Here is a 25,910-nt window from a genome sequence, read left to right on the forward strand (position 1 = left end):
CCCTTCGCCGCTGTTGCCCGGTCACCGTGCCGGGACCGGCCGGCCTCGCTCGTCGAGCAGGTCCCGGTCGCCGACCGGGCCGTCCAGCCGGACCGTGGCCGTCTGCCGCTCGGCCACCAGGATGCAGGCCTCCTCCTCGCCGCCCTCCCCGGGAAGGGTGACCAGGCGGAGGGTGACCGCGTCCGAGGTCTCCTCGGCGGTCACCGCCGTCTCCGCGCACACTCCGCCCCAGAAGTGCACCGTGAGTGCGCGGGCCCCGGGACCGTGGGGCTCCACCGACATCCCGGAAGCAGGTTCCTCCCCCGGGTCGCCGGGCTCGACGTCGCTGCCCCCGCCGGGCTCGCCCACGTCCGTGCCGGAATCCGGCGTCGCACCGGCGCCGGTGCCGGACGACAGCTGGAGCGGATCCACCGCCGGATGGCCGACGGTGTACGGCGCGGCGCCTTCGGGGTGAGCGGTGAACAGCCACGCAGGAACCAGCACCGGTTCGCCCTCCGAGTAATGCGGTGCCAGGCCGAACTGCGCCCCGGTGACCGGCACCGGATCCGCCCTGACCGGCTCCGGGCCGCACGGCACCCCGTCCGTCCCCCCTCCGGGGCCCCCGTCCACGGGAGGCATCTCCGGCGCCGGTTCCTTCGTCCCGTACGGCACAGGCTCCGCGAGGTCCGGAGGGCACAGCGGGCCGGCCGGCACTTCCCGGGCGGCGGTGTGCGCGTTGAGCAGGCGCAGCGTCTCCTCCGCGCCGAGCACCCGGTAGACGTCCCCCTCCACCGGTGCGGCCAGCGCCCCGGTCCCGCCGGCCGCGGAGCCGTCGGGACCGACCGTCACGGTGGTCTCCCAGCCGTGCACCGCCAGGCCGCCCACCTCCGGACGGGCCGTCACCGTGCGCAGCCCGCCGGAGGTTGCCGACGCGTCGACGTGCACGGTGAGGTCCGCGCCGCCCTGACCCGCCGCGGCGAGCACCGGAGCGGCGACGCGCATCGCCTGCTCCTCGGTGGGCGGGGCCTCGCCGTCAGGGGAGGGGGCCGGGCCGGAGTCCACCGGGGCGTCCGGACCCAGGTCCCCGGGCAGGGCCGGCCCCGCCCGGCTGAACGACCAGTAACCGGGCGCCTCCTGCTGCACTGTCAGTGACAGGGCGCCGTCCCCGGGGTCCTGGACCGTCCAGGCCCCCGCCGCTTCCCGCACCGGCCCCTCGATGCCGAAGGTCCGGGCCAGGGCCGCGGCCTCCGCCTCGCCGACGGTGCCCTCGAACCGGTACACCGGAGCCCGCCCCGGCCCCTCGGGCAGCGGGCCCTCCGCCCGCAGCGTCGCCGCACCTCCGTACCCGTCCGCCCGGCCGGGCTCCGCGGCACCGGCGACGGCGTCGGCCTCCGGCCCGTAGCCGTCCAGCACCAGCCGGGCCGGGGCGCCGTCGGCGGGGTCCCCGGAGTCCGGAGCCGTTGATTCCGCCGCCCCGTACAGCCCGACGGCGATCACCGTGACCGCCGCCGCTGCCGCCGCGGTCACGGCCCACCGCGGGCGCCCGCGCCGCCCGGTGCCCCCCTCGTCCCCACGCTCACCGCTCACGGTCTCGCTCCTGTCGGTCCGGCGATGTCTGCCGATGGGACGGAAGGCCCCGCACTCCGGTTCCCGCCCGGTAGCCTTTGGCGGACCGCCCGCCCTCTTCCCCAGGAGCAGACCGCCGTGCGCATCGCCGTTTCCGGCTCCATCGCCACCGATCATCTGATGACTTTCCCCGGCCGGTTCGCCGACCAGCTCGTGGGGGACCAGCTCCACACGGTCTCGCTGTCGTTCCTGGTGGACGGCCTGGAAGTGCGCCGGGGCGGAGTCGCGGCCAACATCTGCTTCGGGATGGGCCAGCTCGGGGCACGCCCGGTGCTGGTCGGCTCGGCCGGTGCCGACTTCGGGGAGTACCGCGCCTGGCTGGACCGGCACGGGGTGGACACCGGCTCGGTACGGATCTCCGAGATGCTGCACACCGCCCGGTTCATCTGCACCACCGACTCCGACCACAACCAGATCGGCTCCTTCTACACCGGGGCCATGAGCGAGGCACGGCTGATCGAGCTGAAGTCGGTGGCCGACCGGGTGGGCGGGCTGGACCTGGTGCACATCGGGGCGGACGACCCCGAGGCGATGATGCGGCACACCGAGGAGTGCCGCACCCGCGGCATCCCCTTCGCGGCCGACTTCTCCCAGCAGCTGGCCCGCATGGACGGCGAGGAGATCCGCGGGCTGACCGAGGGGGCCGCCTACCTGTTCAGCAACGAGTACGAGAACGCCCTGATCGAGTCCAAGACCGGCTGGACCTCGCAGCAGGTGCTGGACGTGGTCGGGACCCGGATCACCACGCTGGGCGCCCGGGGCGTGCGGATAGAACGGGCCGGGGAGAGCCCGCTGGAGGTCGGCTGCCCGGAGGAGGAGCGCAAGGCCGACCCCACCGGGGTGGGCGACGCCTTCCGGGCCGGCTTCCTGTCCGGGCTGGCCTGGGGCGCCTCCCAGGAGCGGTGCGCCCAGCTCGGCTGCATGCTGGCCACTCTGGTCATCGAGACCGTCGGCACCCAGGAGTACGAGCTGCGCCGCGGTGCCTTCCTGGAGCGGTTCGCCAAGGCGTACGGTCCACAGGCCGCCGACGAGGTGCGCGGGCACCTGCCCTGACGGCGCGCGGGCCCGGAGGTCAGGCGCGCCGGCGCACCCGGTAGGCGCTCCCGGCGGGGGCGGCCTCCTCGCCCAGGTACTCCTGGCCGCGCATGCCGCACCAGGCGGGGATGTCCAGGCGGGCCGCCTCGTCGTCCGCCAGCACGGTGACGACGCCGCCGACCGGCACCTGGCCGATCGCCTTGGCCAGTTCGATCACCGGGATGGGGCAGCGCCTGCCCAGCGAGTCCACGGTGAGGTCCCGGGGCTCCCGGGCGGCCTCCGGTGCGTCGTCCGGGCCGTCCCCCGTCGGGGGCCGCGTCGCGGTGTCCGGGGCGGACAGCTGGGCGCGGACCGAGGCGACGGCCTCAGGGAGGACCGTCAGCAGCCGGTCCACGTCGGCCTCCGCGGTGCCCGGCGGCAGCGACACGCGGATGTTGCCCTCGGACAGCACGCCCATCGCCCGCAGGACGTGGCTGGGCACCAGGGTGGCGGCCGTGCACGAGGAGCCGGAGGAGACCGCGAAGCCCTCCCGGTCCAGGGCGTGCAGCAGTGCCTCGCCGTCGGCGTACAGGCAGGAGAAGGTGACCAGGTGCGGCAGCCGGCGCACGGGGTCGCCCACCACCTCGGTGTCCGGCACCAGTTCCGGAATCCGGGTCCGCAGCCGGTCCACCAGGCATCGCAGCCGTTCCGCCTCGGCGGCCGCTTCCTGCCGGACCGCCCGCAGCGAGGCCGCCGCGGCGACGACGCCGGGGATGTCGGGGAAGCCGGCGGCCCGCCCCGACTCGCGTTCGTCCACCGGCGGTACGGGCGCGAACCGCACCCCCTTGCGGACGACGAGCAGTCCCACCCCGGCCGGACCGCCCCACTTGTGCGCGCTGGCCGCCAGCAGCGACCAGTCCCCGGCCACCGGGCCCCAGGGCAGCGACTGGGCGGCGTCCACCAGCAGCGGCACCCCGGCCGCCCGGCACTCCTGGGCCGCCTCGGCGACCGGCTGCTCGGTGCCGACCTCGTGGTTGGCGGACTGCAGGCATGCCAGGGCGGTACCGCGGGAGTCCGCGGGAGCGCCGCGAACCGCCGCGGCGAAGGCTGCCACGTCCACACGCCCGTTCCGGCCGACCGGGACGGAGGCCACCGTTCCGCCGGTCTTCTCGTGGGCCTCGGCGGCGGCCAGCACCGCGGAGTGCTCGACCGAGGAAACCACCAGGTGCCGGCCGGCCCGCCGACGCCCGGCCAGGGCTCCGGCGATGCCGGTGTGCAGTGCCCGGGTCCCGGAGGAGGTGAGGACGAGTTCGTCGGGCCGGCAGCCGGCCAGTTCGGCGGCCGACTCCCGGGCGGCGTCCAGCAGCATCCTGGCCCGGCGCCCCTCCCGGTGCAGCCGGGCCGGGTCGGCCCAGCCGTCCTCCCAGGCGGCGGCCAGCGCCTGCCTGGCGACGGGATGGAGGGGCAGCGATGAGGCGGCGTCGAAGTAGGGCACGCCGCCACGCTAACGCCGGAGAGGCCCGTGCCCGACACCCCTTCGTGCGGTGACGCGGCGCGTTGGACACCCTCCCCGCAGCATGCCGGAAGGCGTCCAGTAGGGTTTGGTCCGCATAAACATCCAAACCCCTGCCCGTGCCAGGGCCGGCGCCCCGCCCCGAGCGAGCCGCGGCCGGCCTGCGGGCGAGACTCTCGGGAAGGCGCTACGTGAGTCCCAACGGCTCCGACCGCTCGTCGCGGCGCCCGATGCGGCGGATTCTGCCGCCGGCGCTGATCGCGGGCCTGGTCCTGGCAACCGCGACAGGTTGCACATACGAGGACTTCCCCCGCCTCGGCATGCCCAGTCCGGTAACGGAGGAGGCGCCGCGGATCCTGTCCCTGTGGCAGGGCTCGTGGGCGGCCGCGCTCGTCACGGGCCTCCTGGTCTGGGGTCTGATCCTGTGGAGTGTCTTCTTCCACCGGCGCAGCCGCACCAAGGTGGAGGTTCCTCCGCAGACCCGCTACAACATGCCGATCGAGGCGTTGTACACCCTCGTTCCACTGATCATCGTCTCGGTGCTCTTCTACTTCACGGCCCGTGACCAGAGCGAGCTCATGCAGACCTCGGACGAGCCGGATCACGTGATCAACGTGGTCGGGTTCCAGTGGGGCTGGGGCTTCAACTATCTGGCGGACGTCGGGGCCTCCGACGGCGACGCGCACACCGCCGCCGAGCTGGAGTCCATCCCCGACCGCATGATGGAGGCCGTGCCCCAGGGCGCCGACGGCGTGTACGACATCGGCATCCCCGCCGACCGGGACCCGGAGACCGGCAACCCCGGCCCCACCCTGGTGCTGCCGGAGGGCGAGTCGGTCCAGTTCATCCTCACCTCCAGGGACGTCATCCACTCCTTCTGGGTGGTGCCGTTCCTCATGAAGCAGGACGTCATCCCCGGCCACACCAACCGCTTCGAGGTGACCCCGAACAAGCAGGGCACCTTCCTGGGCAAGTGTGCCGAACTGTGCGGCGTCGACCACGCCCGGATGCTCTTCAACGTCAGGGTGGTGTCCCCCGAGGAGTACCGGGCGCACCTGCAGGACCTGGCGGACAGGGGCCAGACCGGCTACATCCCGGCGGGCATCGGCCAGACGGACGCCGCCAAGAACGCGGAGACGAACAACCCGTGAGCATCCTCGACAACTCCCAGGAGGCGGGCATCTCCGGCCCGCCCACAGCGACCCCGCCGGTCTATCGCAAGGAGCCGGGCAACATCGTGGTGCGGTGGATGACCACCACCGACCACAAGACGATCGGCACGATGTATCTGCTGACGTCGTTCATCTTCTTCATCGTCGGCGGCGTGATGGCCCTCATCATGCGCGCCGAGCTGGCCCGGCCCGGCAACCAGATCGTTTCCAACGAGCAGTTCAACCAGCTGTTCACCATGCACGGCACGGTGATGCTGCTGCTGTTCGCGACGCCGCTCTTCGCCGGCTTCGCGAACTGGATCATGCCGCTGCAGATCGGGGCGCCCGATGTGGCGTTCCCGCGGCTGAACATGTTCGCCTACTGGCTCTACCTCTTCGGCGGCCTGCTGGCGCTCGGCGGCTTCTTCACCCCGCAGGGCGCCGCCAGCTTCGGCTGGTTCGCCTACACTCCGCTGTCGAACGCGGTGCATTCGCCGGGCATCGGCGGTGACATGTGGGTGATGGGCCTGACGTTCGGTGGTTTCGGCACCATCCTCGGTGCCGTCAACTTCATCACCACCATCATCTGCATGCGTGCCCCGGGCATGACGATGTTCCGGATGCCGATCTTCACCTGGAACGTCCTGCTCACCAGCGTGCTGGTGCTGCTGGCCTTCCCGGTGCTGGCCGCCGCGCTGTTCGCGCTGGCCTCGGACCGGACCTTCGGCTCGCACATCTTCGACGCGGCCAACGGCGGGCCCATTCTGTGGCAGCACCTCTTCTGGTTCTTCGGCCATCCAGAGGTGTACATCATCGCCTTGCCGTTCTTCGGCATCGTCTCGGAGATCATCCCGGTCTTCAGCCGCAAGCCGATCTTCGGCTACATCGGCCTGGTTGCCGCGACGATCGCGATCGCCGGTCTGTCGGTGACGGTCTGGGCGCACCACATGTATGTCACGGGCGCGGTCCTGCTGCCGTTCTTCTCCTTCATGACCTTCCTGATCGCGGTGCCCACCGGTGTGAAGTTCTTCAACTGGATCGGCACCATGTGGAAGGGCTCGCTCAGTTTCGAGACCCCGATGCTGTGGACGATCGGCTTCCTGGTCACGTTCCTGTTCGGCGGTCTGACCGGTGTCATCCTGGCCTCGCCGCCGCTGGACTTCCACGTGTCGGACACCTACTTCGTGGTGGCGCACTTCCATTACGTGGTCTTCGGAACGGTCGTCTTCGCGATGTTCGCCGGCTTCCATTTCTGGTGGCCCAAGTTCACCGGGAAGATGCTGGACGAGCGGCTGGGCAAGATCACCTTCTGGACGCTGTTCGTCGGTTTCCACGGCACTTTCCTGGTGCAGCACTGGCTGGGTGCCGAGGGCATGCCGCGCCGGTACGTGGACTACCTGCACGCCGACGGATTCACGACGCTGAACACCATCTCCACCATCAGCTCGTTCCTGCTCGGCATGTCGATGCTGCCCTTCTTCTACAACGTCTGGAAGACATGGAAGTACGGCGAGAAGGTCAACACCGACGACCCGTGGGGCTACGGCCGCTCCCTGGAGTGGGCGACCTCCTGCCCGCCGCCGCGGCACAACTTCGTCACCCTGCCGCGGATCCGCACCGAGTCGCCGGCGTTCGACCTGCACCATCCTGAGATCACGGAACTCGATCAGCTGGAGAATCGCGGCCCCGACGCCGTCATTCCCGCCGACCGTGGGGAGGCCGGGAAGTGAAGATCCAGGGCATCATGTTCAACTGGCTGGCGGCCTTCTTCCTGGTCGTGGCCGTCGTCTACGGCCTGTGGTCGAAGGAGCCGGTGGGCACCACCGCTTTCTTCCTGGCCTTCGGGCTGTCCGTGATGGTCGGGTTCTACCTGGTCTTCACCGCCCGCCGGGTGGACACCGGTGCGCAGGACGACAAGTCCGCCGAGGTCGCCGACGACGCCGGTGAGCTGGGCTTCTTCGCCCCGCACAGCTGGGCTCCGCTGGCGCTGGCCGGCGGCGGCATCTTCGCCTTCATGGGCCCGGTCTTCGGCTGGTGGGTGCTGTACTTCACCACGCCGCTGCTGGCCGTCGGCCTGTGGCTGTGGGTCTTCGAGTTCTACCGCGGGGAGAACCAGAACCAGTAGGCGGTACCACCCCTGAACGGGTCGGCCCCCGGACCTCGCGTCCGGGGGCCGACCCGTTTGCCCGCCACGGCGTGCCGTTCCTGGACATCACGCCTAATTTGTGATCATGAGTCACGGAAGACTGGCGCGGAGCTGCGCCCTCATACTCGCGCCGCTGCTGGCCGGACTCACCGGGTGCGGCAACGCCGCGGACCGGCCGCTGGCGGTCTCCCCCCAGGACGCCTCGGACCACGTCTCCTTCGGCCCGGCAGGCAAGGACGGCGCCCGGGTCGATCCCGACGAACCACTGCGGATAACCACCCAGGGATCCGGCCGTCTCACCGATGTTTCGGTGGCCGACGCCGCCGGACGGCCGCTGGCCGGCGAGATGGCCGCCGACGGCAGCAGCTGGCGCAGCACCGCGCCGCTGGCCGCCGGCGCCCGCTACACGGTGGAGGTCCGCACCGAACGAGGCGACGGAACCCCCGGGGTGCGCACCCACGCCTTCCGCACCCGCCCCGCGGAGGGAGACCGCCTGGAGGTGTCCTTCGGCCCTCAGGAGGGCACCTACGGCGTCGGGCAGCCGGTGACGGCCGAACTCAGCGAGGAGATATCCGACGCCGCGGAACGGACGGTCGTCGAAGAGGCCCTTACGGTGCGGTCCCGGCCCCGGACCGAGGGCGCCTGGCACTGGGTGGACGACAAGCTCCTGCACTACCGGCCCAAGGACTACTGGCCCGCCCACGCCACGATCACCGTGGAGTCCGCGCTGGACGGCGTGCGCATCCGGAAGGGCCTGCGCGGTGCCCCGGCCGAGACGCTCAGGCTGCGTACCGGCGACCGGATCGAGGCCGTCGCCGACATCCAGGCCCACACCATGACGGTCCGGCGTAACGGGGAGGTCCTGCGCACCCTGCCCATCACCACCGGGAAGGCGGGGTTCCGCACCCGCAACGGCAAGAAGGTGATCCTCACCCGGGAGTCGTTCGTCCGGATGAGGGGCACGAGCATAGGCATCCCGGCGGGCAGCGCGGAGTCCTACGACCTGCCGGTGTACTGGGCCACCCGGCTGACCTGGAGCGGTGAGTACGTCCACGGGGCGCCCTGGTCCGCGGGCTCGCACGGGTCGGCCAACGTCAGCCACGGCTGCACCGGGCTGAGCAGCGAGAACGCCCGATGGTTCTTCGAACTGGTCAGGCCGGGCGACATCGTCGAGCACATCAACGGCTACGGCGAGGACATGGCACCGTTCGGGAACGGCTTCGGGGACTGGAACCTGTCCTGGGACGCCTGGCGCGAGGGCAGCGCCCTGGAGGCCGCACGGACCTCCGGCAGTGCCGCCACGGGCCGCTCGGCGCGGCTGAGGCCGCTGCTGTGAGCCGTCACGCCCCCGGGCGGGCGCTCGCCGGGAGACGTTCACGCAGCAGCCCCGCGAGGGCGGCGGCGAGTTCGGAGGGGTCCACCGGGTGCGCCACGGCCGCCTCGGCCCGGCTCCAGGTCGCCAGCCAGGCGTCCTGGGGGCGGCCGATCAGCAGGAGCACCGGCGGGCAGTCGAAGATCTCGTCCTTGATCTGCCGGCAGACGCCCATGCCGCCGGCCGGGACGGCCTCGCCATCCAGGACGCAGGCGTCGATGCCGCCCGCCTCCAGGGCGCTGAGCACCGCCGGCAGGGTGGCGCACTCCAGGTACTCCACCTGCGGGGCGTCGGCCGCGGGGCGCCGGCCGGCGGCGAGCCTGACCTGCTCACGGGTGTTGACGTCGTCGCTGTAGACCAGCACCGTGGCGGTGCGCTGCATCGTTCCTCCGCGGGGGATGGGTCGGCTGCCGTTGCGCGGATGCTACTCCGTCCGGTGCGGGACCGGGCAGGGGAGGCACCCGTGAGGGGGCTTCGGGGCTCTCGTTCGTGCTGCGCAGAAGGCGCTGACACTCCGAACAGTACCCCCGGGGTGAGCACGGGATAAGCGAGAGACATAATGTCCGGCGTGGCGACAGCAACAGCAGCAGTAGACACCGGGCACGCGCACCCCTCGGTCAACCGGCCGAACCTCACCAGCGTCGGAACCGTCATCTGGCTGAGTTCCGAGCTGATGTTCTTCGCGGCCCTCTTCGCGATGTACTTCACCCTGCGGTCGGTGATGGGTGCCGAATACTGGCAGGGGCAGGCCGAAGCCCTGAACCTGCCCTTCGCGGCGACCAACACCACGATCCTGGTGCTTTCCTCCCTGACCTGTCAGCTCGGCGTGTTCGCCGCCGAGCGCGGGGATGTGAAGCGGCTGAGGATGTGGTTCGTGATCACCTTCGTGATGGGGGCGATCTTCATCGGCGGCCAGGTGACCGAGTACGTCGAGCTGGTGACGCACGAGGGGATCTCGATCTCGTCGGACCCGTACGGCTCGGCGTTCTACCTCACCACCGGGTTCCACGGGCTCCATGTGCTGGGCGGGCTCATCGCCTTCCTGCTGGTGCTCGGCCGGACCTATGCCGCCCGGCGGTTCACCCACGAACAGGCCACCTCCGCCATCGTCGTGTCCTACTACTGGCACTTCGTCGATGTGGTGTGGATCGGCCTCTTCGCCACCATCTATCTGATCAAGTAACCGGTCCCGCACCGGACGCACACGTCAAGCACCGACGCAGAAGATCCTGACACCGGGGTAATCCGTGAAAAAGCTCTCCGCACGACGGCGCCATCCGCTGGCGGCGCTCGTCGTCCTCATCTTCGCGCTGGCGGCCACCGGGGGGCTGTACGCCGTACTCGCCCCCGCGGGTGAGGCCAAGGCCGATGCCTCGGCGCAGTCCCTCGCCATCGAGGAGGGTCAGAAGCTGTACGCCGTCGGCTGCTCCAGTTGCCACGGCAGCGGCGGGCAGGGCACCAGCGACGGACCCACCCTGGTGGGCGTGGGCGCCGCGGCCGTCGACTTCCAGGTCGCCACCGGCCGGATGCCGCTGCAGCAGCCCGGCCCGCAGGCGCCGGTCAAGCCCAACATCTACACGCAGGCCGAGATCGACCAGCTGGCGGCCTACGTGGCCTCGCTGGGGCCCGGTCCCGCCGTGCCCGAGCCCTCCCAGTACAACCCGGCCGAGGGCAACTCGGCCAAGGGCGGCGAGCTGTTCCGCACCAACTGCTCCGGATGTCACAACTTCACCGGTCAGGGCGGCGCTCTCACGCACGGCAAGATCGCCCCGAACCTCCACGACGTGGACCCCAAGCAGATCTACCAGGCAATGCTCACCGGCCCGGCGAACATGCCCTCCTTCCCCGACGGCGTCATGCCCGAGCAGGAGAAGAAGGACATCATCGCGTGGCTGGAGGCCACCAACAGCGAGGCGGCCCCGAGCCTGGGCGGCTTCTCGCTGGGCGGCTACGGACCGGTCAGTGAAGGCCTGTTCGCCTGGACCTTCGGCATCGGCTCCCTCGTCGCCGCCGCCGTGTGGGTCGGCGCCCGGACCGCAAAGGCCAGGAAGTCATGAGTAGTCACACCGAATCGCACAACGAGGTCCCGGACCGGCTCTCGTCCCAGGAACGGGAGGAGGGGGCCGTCATCGTGGCGGAGGACCCCTTCGCCGACCCGGGCATGCCGCCGCATGAGCACCGCATTCAGGACATCGACGAGCGGGCCGCCAAGCGCTCCGAGCGCACGGTCGCCCTGCTGTTCGTGGTCTCCATGCTGGCGACCGTCGGCTTCATCGTCAGCTACGCCTTGATCCCGATCGACCAGATCACCTACATCTGGCCGTTCGGCGACGTCAGCGCGCTGAACTTCGCGCTCGGCAGCACCCTGGGAACCGCCCTGTTCTGCCTGGGCGCCGGCGCCGTGCACTGGTCGCGGACCCTCATGTCGGATGTCGAACTCGTCGGTGAGCGGCACCCGGTCGAGGCTTCCCCCGAGGTCAAGGCGCAGGTCCTGGAGGACTTCGCCAAGGGGGCGGAGGAGTCCCAGATCGGCCGCCGCACGCTGGTGCGGCGCACCCTGTACGGTGCGCTCGCCCTGGTGCCGCTCTCCGGCCTGGTGCTGCTGCGGGATCTCGGCCCGGCGCCGGGGGACAAGCTCTTCCACACCGCCTGGGAGCCCGGCAGCCTGCTGATCAACGAGAACACCATGCAGCCGCTGCGTCCGGAGGACATCACCACCGGCTCGCTGACCCACGCGATGCCCGAGGGCCTGGACTTCCACGACCACGACTTCCACGCACAGATCGCCAAGGCCGCGATCATGCTGGTGCGGATCGAGCCCGAGGACATCAAGGACCAGCAGTCCGCGGACTGGGGCCACGAGGGCATCCTCGCCTACTCCAAGATCTGCACCCACATCGGCTGCCCGGCGGTCCTGTACGAGCAGCAGACGCACCACGCGCTGTGCCCCTGCCACCAGTCGACCTTCGACCTGGCCGACGGTGCCCGGGTGCTCTTCGGCCCGGCGGGTCACCCCCTGCCACAGCTTCGTATCACGGTGAACGACGACGGCTTCCTCGAAGCGCTCGGCGACTTCGAGGAACCCCCCGGCCCGAGCTTCTGGGAGCGCGGATGAGTACGGCAACACAGACCCCCGAGGCCCGGGGGAAGGCACCCGCGGGCGAGCGGGCCGCCGACTGGGCCGACGGGAGACTGGGCATCTACGGCCTGGCCAAGGCCAACATGCGGAAGATCTTCCCCGATCACTGGTCCTTCCTGCTGGGGGAGGTGTGCCTGTGGTCCTTCGTGATCCTGCTGCTCACCGGTGTCTACCTGACGCTGTTCTTCGTCCCGAGCATGGGCGAGATCGCCTACGACGGCAGCTACGTGCCCATGCAGGGCGTGCTGATGTCCGAGGCCTACGCCTCCACCCTGCACATCAGCTTCGACGTCCGCGGTGGCCTGCTGATGCGGGAGATCCACCACTGGGCGGCGCTGATCTTCGTGGTCGGCCTGTTCTTCCACATGATGCGGGTGTTCTTCACCGGCGCCTTCCGCAAGCCGCGTGAGATCAACTGGCTGTTCGGTTTCACGCTGCTGCTGCTGGCGATGTTCACCGGTCTGACCGGCTACTCGCTGCCGGACGACCTGCTGTCGGGCACCGGTGTCCGCTTCATGGAGGGCGCCATCCTGGCCGTCCCGGTGGTCGGTACCTGGCTGCAGATGCTGCTGTTCGGCGGGGAGTTCCCGGGCCATGTGATCATCCCCCGGTTCTTCGTGGTGCACGTGCTGCTGCTCCCGGGGCTGATGCTGGCTCTGATCGCCGCTCACCTGATCCTGGTCGTGTACCACAAGCACACCCAGTTCGCCGGACCCGGGCGCACCAACAACAACGTGGTCGGCATGCCGCTGTTCCCGGTCTACATGGCCAAGGCGGGTGGCTTCTTCTTCCTGATCTTCGGTCTCTTCGCGCTGATCGCGGCGACCACGAGTATCAACCCGGTCTGGGTCCTGGGCCCGTACCGGCCCGATCAGGTGTCCACCAATGCCCAGCCGGACTGGTACATGGGCTTCTCCGAGGGTCTGGTGCGGCTCATGCCGGCCGCGGAGTTCGTCCTGTTCGACCGGTACACGCTCAACCTGGGTCTGCTCGTCCCGCTGATGGTCTTCCCGCTGATGATGGCCGTCATCGCGCTCTACCCGTTCTTCGAGAACTGGGTGACCAAGGACAAGCGGGAGCACCACATCGCGGAGCGTCCGCGCAACGCGCCGAACCGCACCGCGTTCGGTGTCGCCTGGCTGAGCTGGTACTTCGTCGCTCTGGTCGCGGGCGGCAACGACCTGTGGGCGCTCAACTTCGACCTGTCGATCAACGCGATCACCTGGTGGGGCCGGGTCTCCTTCTTCGTGCTGCCGGTCGTCGTCTTCATCGTGACCCGGCGGATCTGCCTGGGCCTGCAGCGCAGGGACCGGGAGAAGGTGCTGCACGGCAGGGAGAGCGGTGTCATCAAGCGCCTGCCGCACGGTGAGTTCGTGGAGGTCCACGAGCCGCTGTCGCGGGAGGAGCTGTACCGGCTCACCGCACACGACCAGCCCAAGCCGCTGGAGCTCGGCCCGGCGGAGGACGAGAACGGCGTGCCGCGCAAGGTCAGCAGGCTGGAGAGGCTGCGGGTCAGGCTCAGCCGCAGCTACTACGGCCCGGCCGGGCAGGTGCCCAAGCCCACCGCCGAGGAGTACCGCGAGATCACCAGTGGCGAGGGTCATCACTGATCCGCGTCGCACACGCACCGATCCGGGCCCCGCGCCTCACCCTTTCGGGTGGATCGCGGGGCCCGGCCCGTTGTCCGTACTCCGGGCAACGGGCCGTCCGGGCTCCGGGGCGCCGCTAGGCTTCCGGGGCGTCAGGAACCGCACGCCGACGACCGAGCCAGGAGTGATGCCATGAGCGCCGCGACCACCGCCGAGCACGGGGACGGGTCGTTCAGCTGGCCCCAGCTGCTCACCGCGCTGCTGGCGGGGGAGGACCTGAGCAGCCGGGCCACGGCATGGGCGATGGACCGGATCATGCGCGGGGAGGCGACCGACGCCCAGATCGCCGGTTTCGCCGTCGCCCTGCGCGCCAAGGGCGAGACGGTGCAGGAGCTCACCGGTCTGGTGGACACGATGTACGCGCACGCCCGGGTGATCGAGGTCCCCGGCCCGTCCGTGGACATCGTGGGCACCGGCGGGGACCGCGCCAGGACCGTGAACATCTCCACCATGTCGGCGATCGTGGTGGCCGGCACCGGGGCCCGAGTGGTCAAGCACGGCAACCGGGCCGCCTCCAGCGCCAGCGGCTCCTCCGACGTGCTGGAGAAGCTCGGCGTCAACCTGGACCTGGACCCGGACCGGGTGGCCGCGGTGGTGGAGGAGGCCGGGATCGGCTTCTGCTTCGCGGTCAAGTTCCACCCCGCGCTGCGGCATGTGGCCGCCGCCCGGCGGGAGCTGGGCATCGCCACCACCTTCAACTTCCTCGGCCCGCTGACCAATCCGGCGCGGGTGCGGGCCCAGGCCACCGGGGTCGCCGACGCCCGGATGGCGCCCATCATGGCCGGGGTGCTGGCCGAGCGGGGCTCCTCCGCGCTGGTGTTCCGCGGGGACGACGGCCTGGACGAGCTGACCGTGACCGGCACCTCCACGGTGTGGGTGGTCCGGGACGGCGCGGTCCGCCGGGAGTCCTTCGACCCGCGCAGTGTCGGGATCGAGCCGGTTCCCATCGAGGCGCTGCGCGGCGCGGACGCGGCCTACAACGCCGATGTGGCCCGCCGCCTCCTGGAAGGGGAGAAGGGCCCGGTCCGCGACGCCGTGCTGCTCAACGCCGCGGCGGCGCTTGTCGCCCTCGAGCCGGAGGAGGCCCCGCTGCCCGAACAGCTTGCCGCGGGGATGGAGCGGGCGGCCGGTTCGCTGGACTCGGGGGCGGCCGCCACCGCGCTGGAGCGGTGGGTGGCGGCCAGCCGGCTGTGAGGTCCTGGTGCGGCCCTGACCGCCCGTGACCGGGCGGTCAGGAGTCCAGCCCGATGGCGAAGGCCGCCTCCAGGTCGTGCTGGGAGTAGGTGCGGAAGGCGATGTGGGTCTCGGTGGACTCCACGCCGGGGACCTTGCTGATCCGCCCCGGGATGACCTCCGCCAGGTCGTCGTGGCGCGGTACCCGGACCATGGCGATGAGGTCGTGCGCGCCGGTCACCGAGTAGACCTCGCTGACCCCTTCCAGGGCCACGATCTGCTCGGCGATCTCCGGGATCCTGTCCACGCTGGTCTTGATGAGCACGATCGAGGTGATCACGAGTGGGCCTTTCCTCCGGAGCCTGCGGACACCGCCGTCACTCTAGCCGCCCCGGTCCCGGCCGCGCGGGGAACGGACCCGGGCGGCCGTGCCCGGCACCGCCGCCGGGCCGGCAGGCCGTAGGGTGACAGGATGGAACCCAGGGACGGCGCCGAGGTGCGCGCCTGCGGCCAGGACGAGGCCGAGGTGCTGGACCGCCCGCTGCCCGGACGCGTGCGCCACAAGGTGGTGGCGGTCGCGGGCGAGGCGTTCCCCTCGTTCACCCTGGCGGAACTCCCTCCGGGACTGCGGCAGTACGCCAGGTTCACCCCGCCGCGGCGGATCAAGTTCGGCGGCGCGGCGATCGCGGCGGCCCTGGAGAACGAGACGGGCTTCCGGCACCGCGTGGCGGCCCGGCTGCGCGAGACGGAGCCGGAGCTGGCCGCTGCGGTGGAGAGCGGGACCCCGCCCGCCGCGGCGGACCCGGTGGAGGTTGCCGCCGCTGCCTACCTGCTGCGGCCTCCGGGCTGGACCAAGCTGGTCGACGCGGCCGGCGAGGAGGCGCAGCGGCTCCAGGAGGCCAAGGACGTCGAGGACCGTGAGCGGGAACTGGCCCGGCTGCGCGCCGAACTGGCACAGGCCCGAGGTGCCGCGCGGGAGGACGCCGAGCGGCTGCGCGCCGAACTGGAATCGGCACGCAAGGAGAACGACGCGCTGCACCGCAGACTGCGCAGCGCGCTGAGCGACGTGCGGCGTGGCGAGGCCGAACAGCGCAAACTGCGCGCGGCGCTGGACGATCTGCGCAGCCGTTCCGCGGCGGCGCAGGTGGCGGCCGACAGCGAGGGCCGGCGGCTGAGGGCCCGGCTGGCGGAGGCGGAGGCCGCGGTGGAGGCCGGCCGCAGGGCTGCCCGGGAGGGCCGCAGCATCGAGGACATGCGGCTGCGCCTGCTGCTGGACACCGTGCTGGACGCGGCCCAGGGGCTGCGCCGGGAACTCGCCCTGCCGCCCGTGCAACTGCGCCCGGCGCAGACGGTGGACGCGGTCGAACCGGGGGGAGTGACTCCCCGGGACGTCGAGCAGCGGGCGCTGGCCGGCGACGACCCGGCGCTGCTCGACCAGTTGCTGGCGCTGCCGCGTGCCCATCTGGTGGTGGACGGCTACAACGTCACCAAGGCCGGCTACCCGACGATGCCGCTGGAGAAGCAGCGGCTGCGGCTGCTGGGCGGGCTGGCGGTGCTGGCGGCCCAGACGGGTGCGGAGATGACCTGCGTGTTCGACGGCGCGGAGCTCACGGCGCCGGTGCTGCTGACCCCGCCGCGGGGGGTCCGGGTGCTGTTCAGCAAGCCGGGACAGACCGCGGACGAGGTGATCCGGCAGCTGGTGCGGGCCGAGCCCCCGGGCCGTCCGGTGACGGTGGTCTCCTCCGACCGCGAGGTGGCCGAGGGCGTGGCCCGGGCGGGGGCCCGGCCGGTCTCCTCCGCGTTGCTGCTGAAGCGGCTCGCCAGGTCCTGACAGTCCGCTTGGTCCGGAAGGTGCGTTCTGTCCGCACACCGACGGTGTGAGGGCCGTCGCGGGCGGTGTGAGATAAGTAAAAACATCGGAGAAGGATTTGAACCGATGAACTGAGCATGGCTAGTGTCGGCCCACGAACCTTCGCGAGGGAGTTCACCTCACCCGGGGTGGCCGCGAAGGTACCGCCGATCCGCGGCCGATACGCGGAGCCGGGACCAGGCCCCCACACCCGGCAGGCGGCTGAGGAAGAAGGAGCTCGCCCCAGTGGCGTCCCACCGTCGTCCCAAGCAGCCGGGCCGTACCCGCGTCACCATTTTCGGCGCTACCGCCGCCGCCACCGTCGCTCTCTCCTCGCAGGCCGCACAGGCCGACCCGAACCTCTCCAAGGACGAGGTCAAGGAGCAGGTGGACGACCTGTACGAGCAGGTCACCAAGATCAACGAGCAGTACATCGGTGCCCAGGAGAACGAGGAACAGCTCCAGGAGAGGGCCGATGAGCTCCAGGAGTCCGTGGCCCGCGGCCAGGAGGAGCTCAACACGCTGCGCAACAGCCTGGGTTCCGCGGCGGCCGCCCACTACCGCACCGGCAGCCTGGACCCGTCGGTCCAGCTCTTTCTCTCCTCCGACCCGGACGCCTACCTCGAGCAGGCCTCCACCCTCAACCAGATCACCGGCAAGCAGGCCGAGTCGCTGCGGCTGATCGAGGCCAAGCAGCGCACCCTCGCCCAGCAGCGGCAGGAGGCCACCAAGAAGCTGGAGGAGCTCGAGGAGGTCCGCGAGGAGATCGGCAAGAAGAAGAAGAAGATCCAGGGCAAGCTGAACGAGGCCCAGCGCCTGCTCAACCAGCTGACCCAGGAGGAGCGCGACGCGATCGCCGCCGCGGAGGCGGATGCCGCCGCCCGCGCGGCCGCCGAGGCCCAGCGGGCCGACCGCTCCGAGGGCCGCACCGAGCTGGCCGCCGGCTCCTCCCGCGCCACCTCCGCACTGGGCGCCGCCCAGTCCAAGCTCGGCTCGCCCTACGTCTACGGCTCGCCCGGCCCGAACTCCTTCGACTGCTCCGGTCTGACGTCATGGGCCTTCGCCCAGGCCGGGATCAGCCTGCCGCGCACCTCGCAGGCACAGGCCAACGTCGGCACCCGGGTGTCGCGGGACCAGCTGCAGCCGGGCGACCTGGTCTTCTTCTACGGCGACCTCGGCCACGTCGGGATCTACTCCGGCAACGGGCAGATGATCCACTCCCCCCGCCCGGGCACCGTCGTCCGCTACGAGTCGATCAACGTGATGCCCTTCCAGTTCGGGGTCCGGGTCGGCTGACCCACCGCGGCACCGGTCCGGGACAGCACCGGACCGGTGTCCTCCGGACGGGTGAATCCGGAGTGTCGTCACTCTCGGTGTCGGTCTCGTGACCTGCGGAAGTGGCCTGCTGTGACGCTCCGTAATGCCTGTTCGGCCTTTTCCCCACCCGCCACGCGGCTAGATTCTGCTCGCCTTGGTTCCGACCGAAGGGAGCGGCGCCCGCAGTGGTTTCGCACCGACGTCCTCCGCATACCGGCCCGGGCCGGTACGCCCGGATCACCATGCTCTCCGCCGCCGCCGGCGCGGTGGCGGCCGTGACCCTCACTCCTGCCGCCGCGGACCCCGGCGCGCCGCCCGGCGACCGTGCCGACGCGGCCCGGAAGGTGACGGAGCTGTTCGCCGAGGCGGAGCGGGCCGTGGAGGAGTACAACGGCACCGCCGAGCGGGTCGGGGAGCTCGAGCGGGAGGCCGAGCGCGGCCGTGACCTGGTCGCCCACGGCCAGGACGCCGTGAACCGGCAGCGCCGGGCCCTGGGCTCGGCCGCCGCCGCCCACTACCGGTCCGGCGGCGTGAACCCCTCGCTGACCCTGCTGCTCTCGCCCGACCCCGACGGCTATCTGCACCGCGCCGCCGTCCTGGAGAGGGCCGGGGCCCGTCAGGCCGGGGAGCTCACCGGACTGCTGCGGGCGCAGCGCCGGCTGGAGCAGCGCCGCACCGAGACCGAGGAGAAGCTGTCGCGGCTGGCGGCCGAGCGGGAGGAGCTGGGCCGGAAGAAGGAGGCCGTCCAGCGCAAACTGTCCGCGGCCCGGCGGCAGTACGAGCAGCTGACCGAGCGGGAGCGCCAGGAGCGCGAGCAGGCCGCCCGCGGCGCCGGGCGGCATCCGGACGGTCTGCCCGGCCCGGAAGCGGAGGCCGCCGCCTCGCGCGCCGCCGCCGCCGTCGCCGCCGCCCGTCGGGCCGTCGGGCGGCCCTACGGCTGGGGGCAGTCGGGGCCCTCCGCGTTCGACTGCTCGGGGCTGGTCCAGTGGTCCTACCGGCAGGCCGGTGTCTCGCTGCCGCGGACCTCCCAGGGGCAGGCCGGCGCCGGGGCGCGGGTCCCGCTGTCCGGGATCCGGCCGGGGGACATCGTGGTGTACCGCGACGACGCCAGCCACGTGGGCCTGTACACCGGTGGCGGCCGGGTGGTCCACGCGCCCTATCCCGGGGCCCGCGTGCGGTACGACCCGGTGGGCATGATGCCGGTCACGGCTGTCGTGCGTCCCTGACCCCGGGCACCGGGCAGGGCCCCGGGCGGGGCCCGGTAGGGTCGTCGGGTGATGCGCAAGACTCTCGTCGTCACCAATGACTTCCCGCCCCGCCCCGGGGGCATCCAGGCGTTCCTGCACAGCATGGCGCTGCGCCTGGACCCGCAGCGGGTGGTGGTCTACGCCTCGACGTGGAACCGCACACGGGCCGGCCGGGAGGCCACCGCCCGCTTCGACGCGGACCAGCCCTACCCGGTGATCCGGGACCGGGCCACCATGCTGCTGCCCACCCCGCGCGTCACCCGGCGGGCCTGTGCCCTGCTGCGGGAACACGACTGCTCGGCCGTCTGGTTCGGCGCCGCGGCCCCGCTCGGCCTGATGGCCCCGGCGCTGCGCCGGGCCGGCGCCGAGCGGCTGGTGGCGACCACCCACGGCCACGAGGCCGGCTGGGCCGCGCTGCCCGGCTCCCGGCAGCTGCTGCGCCGGATCGGCCGCCGCACGGACACCCTCACCTATCTCGGCGAGTACACCCGGTCGCGGATCGCCCGGGCGGTCGGTGAGCAGGTGGCGGCGAGAATGGCGCACCTGCCGCCCGGGGTGGACGAGAAGGTCTTCCACCCCGGATCCGGCGGCGAGGAGGTCCGGTCCCGACTGGGCCTGACGGACCGTCCGGTGGTGGTGTGCGTGTCCCGGCTGGTGCCGCGCAAGGGCCAGGACACCCTGATCCGGGCGATGCCGCGGATCCTGGCCGCCGAGCCGGACACGGTGCTGCTGATCGTCGGCGACGGCCCCTACCGTGCCGATCTCCAGCGGCTGGCCCAGGAGACGGAGGTCGCCGCCTCCGTGCACTTCACCGGCGCGGTGCCCTGGGAGGAGCTCCCGGCGCACCACGGTGCGGGCGACGTCTTCGCGATGCCCTGCCGGACCCGGCGCGGCGGGCTGGACGTGGAAGGCCTGGGCATCGTCTATCTGGAGGCGTCCGCCACCGGCCTGCCCGTGGTGGCCGGGGACTCCGGCGGGGCCCCTGACGCGGTGCTGGACGGCGAGACGGGATGGGTGGTCCGGGGCGCGGGTCCGGCGGCCCCCGCCGAGACCGCCGGGCGGATCGTGACGCTCCTGGGCGATGCCGCGCTGCGCCGCCGGATGGGTGAGCGCGGCCGTGCCTGGGTGGAGGAGCGCTGGCGCTGGGACCTGCTGGCCGGGGAGCTGAAGGGGCTGCTGGGCCGGCCGGACTGAGCGAAGCCGGCGTGACGGACGGTCAGCGTCGCCGCTTCTCCCGCTTCTCCCGCTTCCCCTCCCCCGGGGGGGTGTAGATCTCCTCGATCCGGTCGGCGAAGTCCTCGAGGACCGCGTGCCGCTTCAGCTTCATCGTCGGCGTGAGGTGTCCGGACTCCTGGCTGAACTGGTCCGGCAGGATGCGGAACTCCCGGACCGACTCGGCGCGGGAGACCGCCTCGTTGCCCCTGTCGACCGCCTCCTGGACCGCCTCCCGCACGCCGGGGTCGGCCAGCAGTTCCCCGCGCTCCAGATCCGCCTTGCCGTGTTCCCTCGCCCAGCGGCCCAGGAACTCCTCGTCCAGGGTGACCAGCGCGGCGACGAAGGGACGGCCGTCGCCGACCACCATGCACTCGGCGACCAGCTCATGGCTGCGGATGCCGTCCTCGATGACGGCCGGGGCGACGTTCTTGCCCCCGGCGGTCACCAGGATCTCCTTCTTGCGGCCCTTGATGGTCAGGTAGCCGTCGTCGTCCAGCGAGGCCAGATCGCCGGTCCGGTACCAGCCGTCGGTCATCGCCTCCTCGGTGGCCTCGGGGTTGTTCAGGTAACCGGAGAACAGGTGCTCGCCTGTGACCAGCAGTTCGCCGTCGTCCTCGACGCGCAGCCCGCCGCCGGGCAGCGGACGGCCGACGGTGCCGATCCGGGGGGCGTCCCAGGGGTTGAACGCGGCGGCGCCGCAGGACTCGGTGAGGCCGTAGCCCTCGAGGACCGTGAAGCCGATACCCCGGTAGAAGTGCCCGAGCCGCTCGCCGAGCGGGGCCCCGCCGGAGATGGCGTGGGTGGCCCGGCCGCCCAGGACGGCCCGCAGCTTGCGGTAGACCAGCCGGTCGAAGACGGCATGGCGCAGCCGGAGTCCCAGGGAGGGGCTACGGCCGTCGTCCAGGGCCCGGCTCCAGGCGATCGCGGTATCCGCGGCCTTCTCGAAGATCCTGCCCCTGCCGTCCTCCTTGGCCTTGGCCCGGGCGGAGTTGTAGACCTTCTCGAAGACCCGCGGGACACCCAGCACGATCGTCGGCCGGAACGTGGCCAGGTCGTCGGTGAGGGTGGCGGTGTCCGCCACGTGCCCGAGCCGGATCGGCGCCAGGGCCGCGGCCACCTCCACCATCCGGGCGAAGACGTGGGCCAGCGGGAGAAACAGCAGGACGGAGCTCTCCCCGGTGCGGAACAGCGGAGCCAGCCCCTCGACGACGTTGCCGCACTCGGCGAGGAACGCGCGGTGGGTGAGCACGCAGCCCTTGGGGCGCCCGGTGGTGCCCGAGGTGTAGATGAGGGTCGCGGTGCTCCCGGCGTCGGCCGTCGCGCCGGCACGGGCCAGTTCCTCGTCCGGAACGTCCGCGCCGGCCGCCGTCAGGCGGGCCACTGCGGCCTCCTGGCCGGGGGCATCGAGGCACCACAGCCGCCGAAGGTCCGGCACCCGGTCGCGGACGGACTCCACCTTCCGCAGGTGCTCCTCGCTCTCCACCACGCAGCCGGTGGAGCCGGAGTCGCCGAGGATCCAGGCGATCTGCCCGGCCGAGCTCGTCTCGTACACAGGCACGGTGACCGCGCCCACCGACCAGATGGCGAAGTCCAGCAGAGTCCACTCGTACCGGGTTCGCGACAGCAGGCCGATCCGATCGCCGGGGCGGACGCCCTCGGCGAGCAGGCCCTTGGCAACCGCGCGCACCTCGTCGAGGAACTGCCGGGCCGTCACATCCCGCCACTCGCCGTCGCGCCGGCGCGCGACGACCGGCACCCCGGGGTGCTCCGCCGCGTTCCGTTCGAGCAGTTGCGGCAGGGTGCTGCCGGGAGAGACCTCGTAGAGGGCTGGAAGGCTGAACTCGCGCACGGGTGCTCCTCGTCGGTACCGGCGGGGAGGGGCCGAGCGGCCCCCGGCCACCCGTCGGTACCTTCCCGGCGATGGCCACCCGCCTGAGATGTACTGTGTGTCACACTTCCCCGTCCCTCAGCAGCAGCCTACGTCAGGCCGGGCCCCCGTGACGGGAACGAGCGGACGGGCACGCGCCGGTGCGCGGTAGCCTTCCCCCGGAACCCGGCGGCGATCACCGGCCGGGAGAACCGCGACAACCCCCAAGGAGCCACGGCGATGGCTGAGCACACCAGGTCGAGCATCACCATCGAGGCGTCACCGGAACAGGTCATGGCGGTGATCTCCGACTTCGGCAGGTACCCGGAGTGGACGGAGGAGGTCAAGGAGGCCGAGGTGCTCTCCACCGACGACCGGGGCCGGGCCGAGGAGGTCCGCCTCCTGCTGGACGCCGGTGCCATCAAGGACGAGCACACCCTGGCCTACCGGTGGACCGGTCCGCGGGAGGTGCACTGGTCCCTGGTGAAGTCCCGCATGCTGCGCGCTCTCGACGGCTCCTACCGGCTGGTGCCGGCCGGCGGCGGCACCGAGGTCACCTACCGGCTCACCGTCGACGTGAAGATCCCGATGCTGGGAACCATCAAGCGCAAGGCCGAGAAGGTCATCATCGACCGGGCCCTGGACGGGCTGAAGAAGCGCGTCGAGTCCCTGCCCGCACCCGGCCGGGACTGACCCCGGCGCCCCGCGGCCCCGGCCGGGAACGGATGACGATGACGCACCCCGGACCGCGCACCGTGCTGGTCACCGGCCCGGGCGGAGCGGGCCGAACCACGGTCGCCGCCGCCACCGCGCTCGCCGCGGCACGCGGCGGCGAGCGGGCCCTGCTGCTCAGCGGTGAGCCGGAGGCCCGTCTGGCCGCCCTGCTGGGCACCGCCCCGCCCGCCTGGCCCGCCGCCCCGGCGGCCGCGGCCCACGGACTGCGGGCCGTGCGGGTGGACTCCGCCGCACGGTTCCGCGCGGGTGCACTGGCCCTGCAGCGGCACGGCAGCGCCGCGCTGGACGCGCTGGGAGCCGTACCGCTGGACGACGACGAGCTCACCGAACTGCCGGGGGCCGGTGAACTCGCCCTGCTGCACGCCATGGGCGCCGCGCACGGCTCACGGGAGTGGGACCTGCTGGTGGTGGACCTGCCTCCGGCCGCGGACGCCGTCCGCATGCTAGCCCTGCCCGGCCAGCTGCGCCGCTACCTGCGGCGCCTGCTGCCGCCCGAGCGCCGTACCGCGAGGGCGCTGCGTCCGCTCCTCGCCCAGCTCGCCGGTGTGCCGATGCCGGCCCAGGGCCTGTACGAGGCCGCCGGCCGCCTGGACGCGTCGCTGGCCGCGGTCCAGGCAGTGACCGAGCACCCCGGCACCGCGGTGCGGCTGGTCGCCGAACCGGAGGCCGGGGCGGTGGCCGCGCTGCGCACCGTCCGGGCCGGGCTCGCCCTGCACGGCCTTCGGGCCGGCCCGGTCGTCGCCAACCGGGTCCTGCCGGCCGGGTCCGGCGACCCGTGGCTGGCGTCCGCGGCCGCCCGGCAGCGCACCGCCCTGGAGGACCTCGCCCGCCTCGCGGCCCCGGAGTGCGGCCGGAGCGACGAGGCACCGAAGGACGTACGGGAACTGCCGCACCTGGGACGGGAGGTGTCCGGCCCCGGCGATCTCGGCCTGCTGGCGGAACTGGCCGGGCCGGCCCACCCGCAGGGCCCTCCGGGCCCGGCGGTGCGCCCCGGGGAGCTGCCGGTGGACGACCGGCTGGCCCGGGACGGCACGCTGGTCTGGCGGCTCCCCCTGCCCGGCGCCGTCCGGGAGGAACTCGACCTGGTCCGGCGCGGCGACGAACTCGTCGTCACCGTCGGGCCCTTCCGCCGGGTGCTGGAGCTGCCCCCGGTGCTGCGGCGCTGCACGGTCACCGGGGCCGGGCTGCGCGGGGGAGCGCTCGCCGTGCGGTTCGCCCCCGACCCCGGCCTGTGGCCCGCCGGCACCGCAGGGACATGACCGGCCGGTCCGGTACCGTCGGTACCGGACGCCACGGCCGCATCCGGCGGCCGGACGTCGGACCGTGCCGGCCGCCGCAGGAGCCCGCGATGAGCGATTCCACCGAACACCCCGACCGGGGCGCCGCCGGGGCCCGCCCCGGCGAGGACCCCACCGGTCACGACTCCGACGCCTGGGCGCGGGCCTGCGAGGAGGATCTGGCGGCCGAGTCGGCCCGGCACCGCGAGCGGCACGACCCGCCGCCCGCCGATCTCACCGAGGAACTGCGCCGGCTCGCCGGTGCCGTCACCGAAGGGCTCGGGCGGCTGGGCCTGGACACCGGCCCGCTGGCCGGACGGGTACAGGAGGTCCTCGGCCCCGTACTGCTCCGCAACCCGGAGGTGGCGGGCCACCTGGCCCGCGCCGGAGGGGAACTGCTGGCCGCCTACCGGGCCGCCGTCAGCGCCCACGAGCGGGACTGGACCCGGCCCCCCGCACCCCGCGGTCCGCAGGCGGGGGAGGGCGGGGAGACCGGCGACCGGGACGCTCCGGGCGGCGGTCCCGCACCGACCCGGATCGACCTCGACTGAACCCCGGGACGTCCGCGAGCCGATCACGGACCATCCACCAGCCGATCACCCGGCAGACCCCCGCGGTTCCCTCCGGTACGGTGTCCACCGGCGGATTCACCGGACTTCACTGAGGGACTCATGGGACTGACCATCGGCGTCGACATCGGCGGTACCAAGATCGCGGCCGGTGTGGTCGACGAGAAGGGCTCGATCCTCGAGACCCGCACGGTGCCGACCCCGCCCACCCCCGATGCCGTGGTGGACGCCATCGCCGACGCGGTGCGCACCGTCGGCTCCGGCTCGGCGGAGGCCGTCGGCATAGGAGCGGCCGGATACGTCGACGACAAGCGCGCCACCGTGCTGTTCGCCCCGAACATCCGCTGGCGCCGCGAGGCGCTCAAGGACCGCATCGAGCAGCGGGTCGGCCTGCCCGTGGTGGTGGAGAACGACGCCAACGCCGCGGCCTGGGGCGAGTACCGCTTCGGCGCCGGGGCCGGCCACGAGGACGTGGTGTGCATCACCCTGGGCACCGGCCTGGGCGGCGGCATCATCATCGGCGGCAGGCTGCACCGCGGCCGGTTCGGCGTGGCCGGGGAGTTCGGCCACGTCCGGGTCGTTCCCGACGGACTGCTGTGCGGCTGCGGGAGTCAGGGCTGCTGGGAGCAGTACGCCTCGGGCCGGGCACTGGTCCGCTACGCCCGGCAGCGCGCCGCGGCGACGCCCGAGGCCGCGGCCGCGCTGCTGGCGCTGGGCGACGGCACCCCCGAGGGCATCGACGGGCGGCACGTCAGCCTGGCCGCCCGGGGCGGCGACCCGGTCGCCGTGGACTCCTTCCGCGAGCTCGCCCGCTGGGTGGGGGCCGGGCTGGCCGATCTGGCCTCTCTCTTCGATCCGTCGGCGTTCATCGTGGGCGGCGGGGTCTCCGACGAGGGCGACCTGGTGCTCGAGCCGATCCGCAAGTCCTTCCGGCGGTGGCTGGTGGGCGGCCGGTACCGCCCGCACGCCGAGGTCCTGGCGGCCAGGCTGGGCGGGCAGGCCGGCCTGGTGGGGGCCGCGGACCTGGCGCGCCACGGCTGACCGCTCCGGGGCGGGGCCGGTACGGTCGGCG

At 72.6% G+C, this 25,910-nt stretch carries 23 protein-coding genes; 18 read left to right on the forward strand and 5 right to left on the reverse strand.

Annotated elements, in window-relative coordinates; all coding sequences use genetic code 11:
- Positions 1-21 precede the first annotated feature (21 nt).
- Positions 22-1,566 (reverse strand): hypothetical protein, encoded by a 1,545-nt coding sequence (locus ABD299_RS23700; protein WP_344266441.1) that lies wholly within the window; start codon positions 1,564-1,566, stop codon positions 22-24.
- Between the two features lie 117 nt (positions 1,567-1,683).
- On the opposite strand from ABD299_RS23700, the gene ABD299_RS23705 reads away from it, so the two are divergent.
- Positions 1,684-2,658: a carbohydrate kinase family protein gene (locus tag ABD299_RS23705; RefSeq protein ID WP_344266444.1), complete on the forward strand. Its 975-nt coding sequence runs from the start codon at positions 1,684-1,686 to the stop codon at positions 2,656-2,658.
- 19 nt (positions 2,659-2,677) lie between these two features.
- Here ABD299_RS23705 and ABD299_RS23710 read toward each other — a convergent pair whose 3' ends face one another.
- The gene (locus ABD299_RS23710) at positions 2,678-4,114 is read right to left on the reverse strand and encodes a cysteine desulfurase/sulfurtransferase TusA family protein (protein ID WP_344266447.1); all 1,437 of its coding nucleotides are present in this window, start codon (positions 4,112-4,114) and stop codon (positions 2,678-2,680) included.
- A 209-nt stretch (positions 4,115-4,323) separates the two neighbouring features.
- On the opposite strand from ABD299_RS23710, the gene ctaC reads away from it, so the two are divergent.
- The 4 genes from ctaC to ABD299_RS23730 all read left to right on the forward strand — a co-directional run bounded on the left by ctaC (position 4,324) and on the right by ABD299_RS23730 (position 8,765).
- The gene (ctaC, locus tag ABD299_RS23715; RefSeq protein WP_344266450.1) at positions 4,324-5,283 is read left to right on the forward strand and encodes an aa3-type cytochrome oxidase subunit II; all 960 of its coding nucleotides are present in this window, start codon (positions 4,324-4,326) and stop codon (positions 5,281-5,283) included.
- Positions 5,280-7,013, forward strand: a complete 1,734-nt coding sequence (gene ctaD / locus ABD299_RS23720; protein ID WP_425581407.1) for an aa3-type cytochrome oxidase subunit I — start codon at positions 5,280-5,282, stop codon at positions 7,011-7,013. Before ctaC ends, ctaD begins: the two co-directional genes overlap by 4 nt.
- Complete coding sequence (locus ABD299_RS23725) at positions 7,010-7,408, forward strand: cytochrome c oxidase subunit 4 (RefSeq protein ID WP_344266453.1); 399 nt, start codon at positions 7,010-7,012, stop codon at positions 7,406-7,408. Before ctaD ends, ABD299_RS23725 begins: the two co-directional genes overlap by 4 nt.
- A gap of 106 nt (positions 7,409-7,514) precedes the next feature.
- On the forward strand, positions 7,515-8,765 hold the full coding sequence (locus ABD299_RS23730) for a L,D-transpeptidase (RefSeq protein WP_344266456.1): 1,251 nt from the start codon (positions 7,515-7,517) through the stop codon (positions 8,763-8,765).
- Between the two features lie 4 nt (positions 8,766-8,769).
- Here ABD299_RS23730 and ABD299_RS23735 read toward each other — a convergent pair whose 3' ends face one another.
- Positions 8,770-9,183 (reverse strand): hypothetical protein, encoded by a 414-nt coding sequence (locus tag ABD299_RS23735; protein ID WP_344266459.1) that lies wholly within the window; start codon positions 9,181-9,183, stop codon positions 8,770-8,772.
- 177 nt (positions 9,184-9,360) lie between these two features.
- On the opposite strand from ABD299_RS23735, the gene ctaE reads away from it, so the two are divergent.
- The 5 genes from ctaE (at position 9,361) to trpD (ending at position 14,783) form a co-directional block, all read left to right on the forward strand.
- Positions 9,361-9,984, forward strand: coding sequence for an aa3-type cytochrome oxidase subunit III (gene ctaE, locus ABD299_RS23740; RefSeq protein ID WP_344266462.1), 624 nt, complete (start codon positions 9,361-9,363; stop codon positions 9,982-9,984).
- Positions 9,985-10,048: 64 nt separating this feature from the next.
- A complete protein-coding gene (gene qcrC / locus ABD299_RS23745) occupies positions 10,049-10,858 on the forward strand; it encodes a cytochrome bc1 complex diheme cytochrome c subunit (RefSeq protein WP_344266465.1) in 810 nt (269 codons plus the stop codon).
- The gene (gene qcrA, locus ABD299_RS23750; RefSeq protein ID WP_344266467.1) at positions 10,855-11,916 is read left to right on the forward strand and encodes a cytochrome bc1 complex Rieske iron-sulfur subunit; all 1,062 of its coding nucleotides are present in this window, start codon (positions 10,855-10,857) and stop codon (positions 11,914-11,916) included. The genes qcrC and qcrA overlap by 4 nt, the downstream gene beginning before the upstream one ends.
- A complete protein-coding gene (gene qcrB / locus ABD299_RS23755) occupies positions 11,913-13,550 on the forward strand; it encodes a cytochrome bc1 complex cytochrome b subunit (protein ID WP_344266469.1) in 1,638 nt (545 codons plus the stop codon). The genes qcrA and qcrB overlap by 4 nt, the downstream gene beginning before the upstream one ends.
- Positions 13,551-13,721: 171 nt before the next feature.
- Positions 13,722-14,783: an anthranilate phosphoribosyltransferase gene (gene trpD / locus ABD299_RS23760; RefSeq protein ID WP_344266472.1), complete on the forward strand. Its 1,062-nt coding sequence runs from the start codon at positions 13,722-13,724 to the stop codon at positions 14,781-14,783.
- Positions 14,784-14,820: 37 nt separating this feature from the next.
- Here trpD and ABD299_RS23765 read toward each other — a convergent pair whose 3' ends face one another.
- A complete protein-coding gene (locus ABD299_RS23765; RefSeq protein WP_344266475.1) occupies positions 14,821-15,102 on the reverse strand; it encodes an Lrp/AsnC family transcriptional regulator in 282 nt (93 codons plus the stop codon).
- Between the two features lie 132 nt (positions 15,103-15,234).
- Here ABD299_RS23765 and ABD299_RS23770 point away from each other — a divergent pair, with 132 nt between their 5' ends.
- The 4 genes from ABD299_RS23770 to ABD299_RS23785 all read left to right on the forward strand — a co-directional run bounded on the left by ABD299_RS23770 (position 15,235) and on the right by ABD299_RS23785 (position 20,369).
- Entirely contained in the window at positions 15,235-16,593 is a 1,359-nt protein-coding gene (locus ABD299_RS23770; RefSeq protein ID WP_344266478.1) for an NYN domain-containing protein, read from the forward strand.
- A 264-nt stretch (positions 16,594-16,857) separates the two neighbouring features.
- Complete coding sequence (locus ABD299_RS23775; protein WP_344266480.1) at positions 16,858-17,907, forward strand: C40 family peptidase; 1,050 nt, start codon at positions 16,858-16,860, stop codon at positions 17,905-17,907.
- Between the two features lie 206 nt (positions 17,908-18,113).
- On the forward strand, positions 18,114-19,154 hold the full coding sequence (locus ABD299_RS23780; RefSeq protein ID WP_344266483.1) for a C40 family peptidase: 1,041 nt from the start codon (positions 18,114-18,116) through the stop codon (positions 19,152-19,154).
- A gap of 51 nt (positions 19,155-19,205) precedes the next feature.
- Positions 19,206-20,369: a glycosyltransferase family 4 protein gene (locus tag ABD299_RS23785; protein WP_344266526.1), complete on the forward strand. Its 1,164-nt coding sequence runs from the start codon at positions 19,206-19,208 to the stop codon at positions 20,367-20,369.
- A 22-nt stretch (positions 20,370-20,391) separates the two neighbouring features.
- On the opposite strand, the gene ABD299_RS23790 is transcribed toward ABD299_RS23785, so the two are convergent.
- Positions 20,392-22,239 carry an AMP-dependent synthetase/ligase gene (locus ABD299_RS23790; protein ID WP_344266485.1) on the reverse strand — a complete coding sequence of 616 codons (1,848 nt, stop codon included), beginning with the start codon at positions 22,237-22,239 and terminating at the stop codon, positions 20,392-20,394.
- A 258-nt stretch (positions 22,240-22,497) separates the two neighbouring features.
- On the opposite strand from ABD299_RS23790, the gene ABD299_RS23795 reads away from it, so the two are divergent.
- From ABD299_RS23795 to ABD299_RS23810, 4 genes are all read left to right on the forward strand, one after another.
- The gene (locus ABD299_RS23795; protein ID WP_344266488.1) at positions 22,498-22,950 is read left to right on the forward strand and encodes an SRPBCC family protein; all 453 of its coding nucleotides are present in this window, start codon (positions 22,498-22,500) and stop codon (positions 22,948-22,950) included.
- Positions 22,951-22,988: 38 nt separating this feature from the next.
- Positions 22,989-24,251 (forward strand): ArsA family ATPase, encoded by a 1,263-nt coding sequence (locus tag ABD299_RS23800; protein WP_344266491.1) that lies wholly within the window; start codon positions 22,989-22,991, stop codon positions 24,249-24,251.
- A gap of 89 nt (positions 24,252-24,340) precedes the next feature.
- Entirely contained in the window at positions 24,341-24,820 is a 480-nt protein-coding gene (locus ABD299_RS23805; RefSeq protein ID WP_344266493.1) for a DUF5304 family protein, read from the forward strand.
- Positions 24,821-24,940: 120 nt separating this feature from the next.
- Positions 24,941-25,879, forward strand: coding sequence for an ROK family glucokinase (locus tag ABD299_RS23810; protein WP_344266496.1), 939 nt, complete (start codon positions 24,941-24,943; stop codon positions 25,877-25,879).
- Positions 25,880-25,910: the final 31 nt, after the last annotated feature.

The sequence above is a fragment of the Streptomyces sodiiphilus genome, from assembly GCF_039529215.1.
Lineage (GTDB): Bacteria > Actinomycetota > Actinomycetes > Streptomycetales > Streptomycetaceae > Streptomyces > Streptomyces sodiiphilus.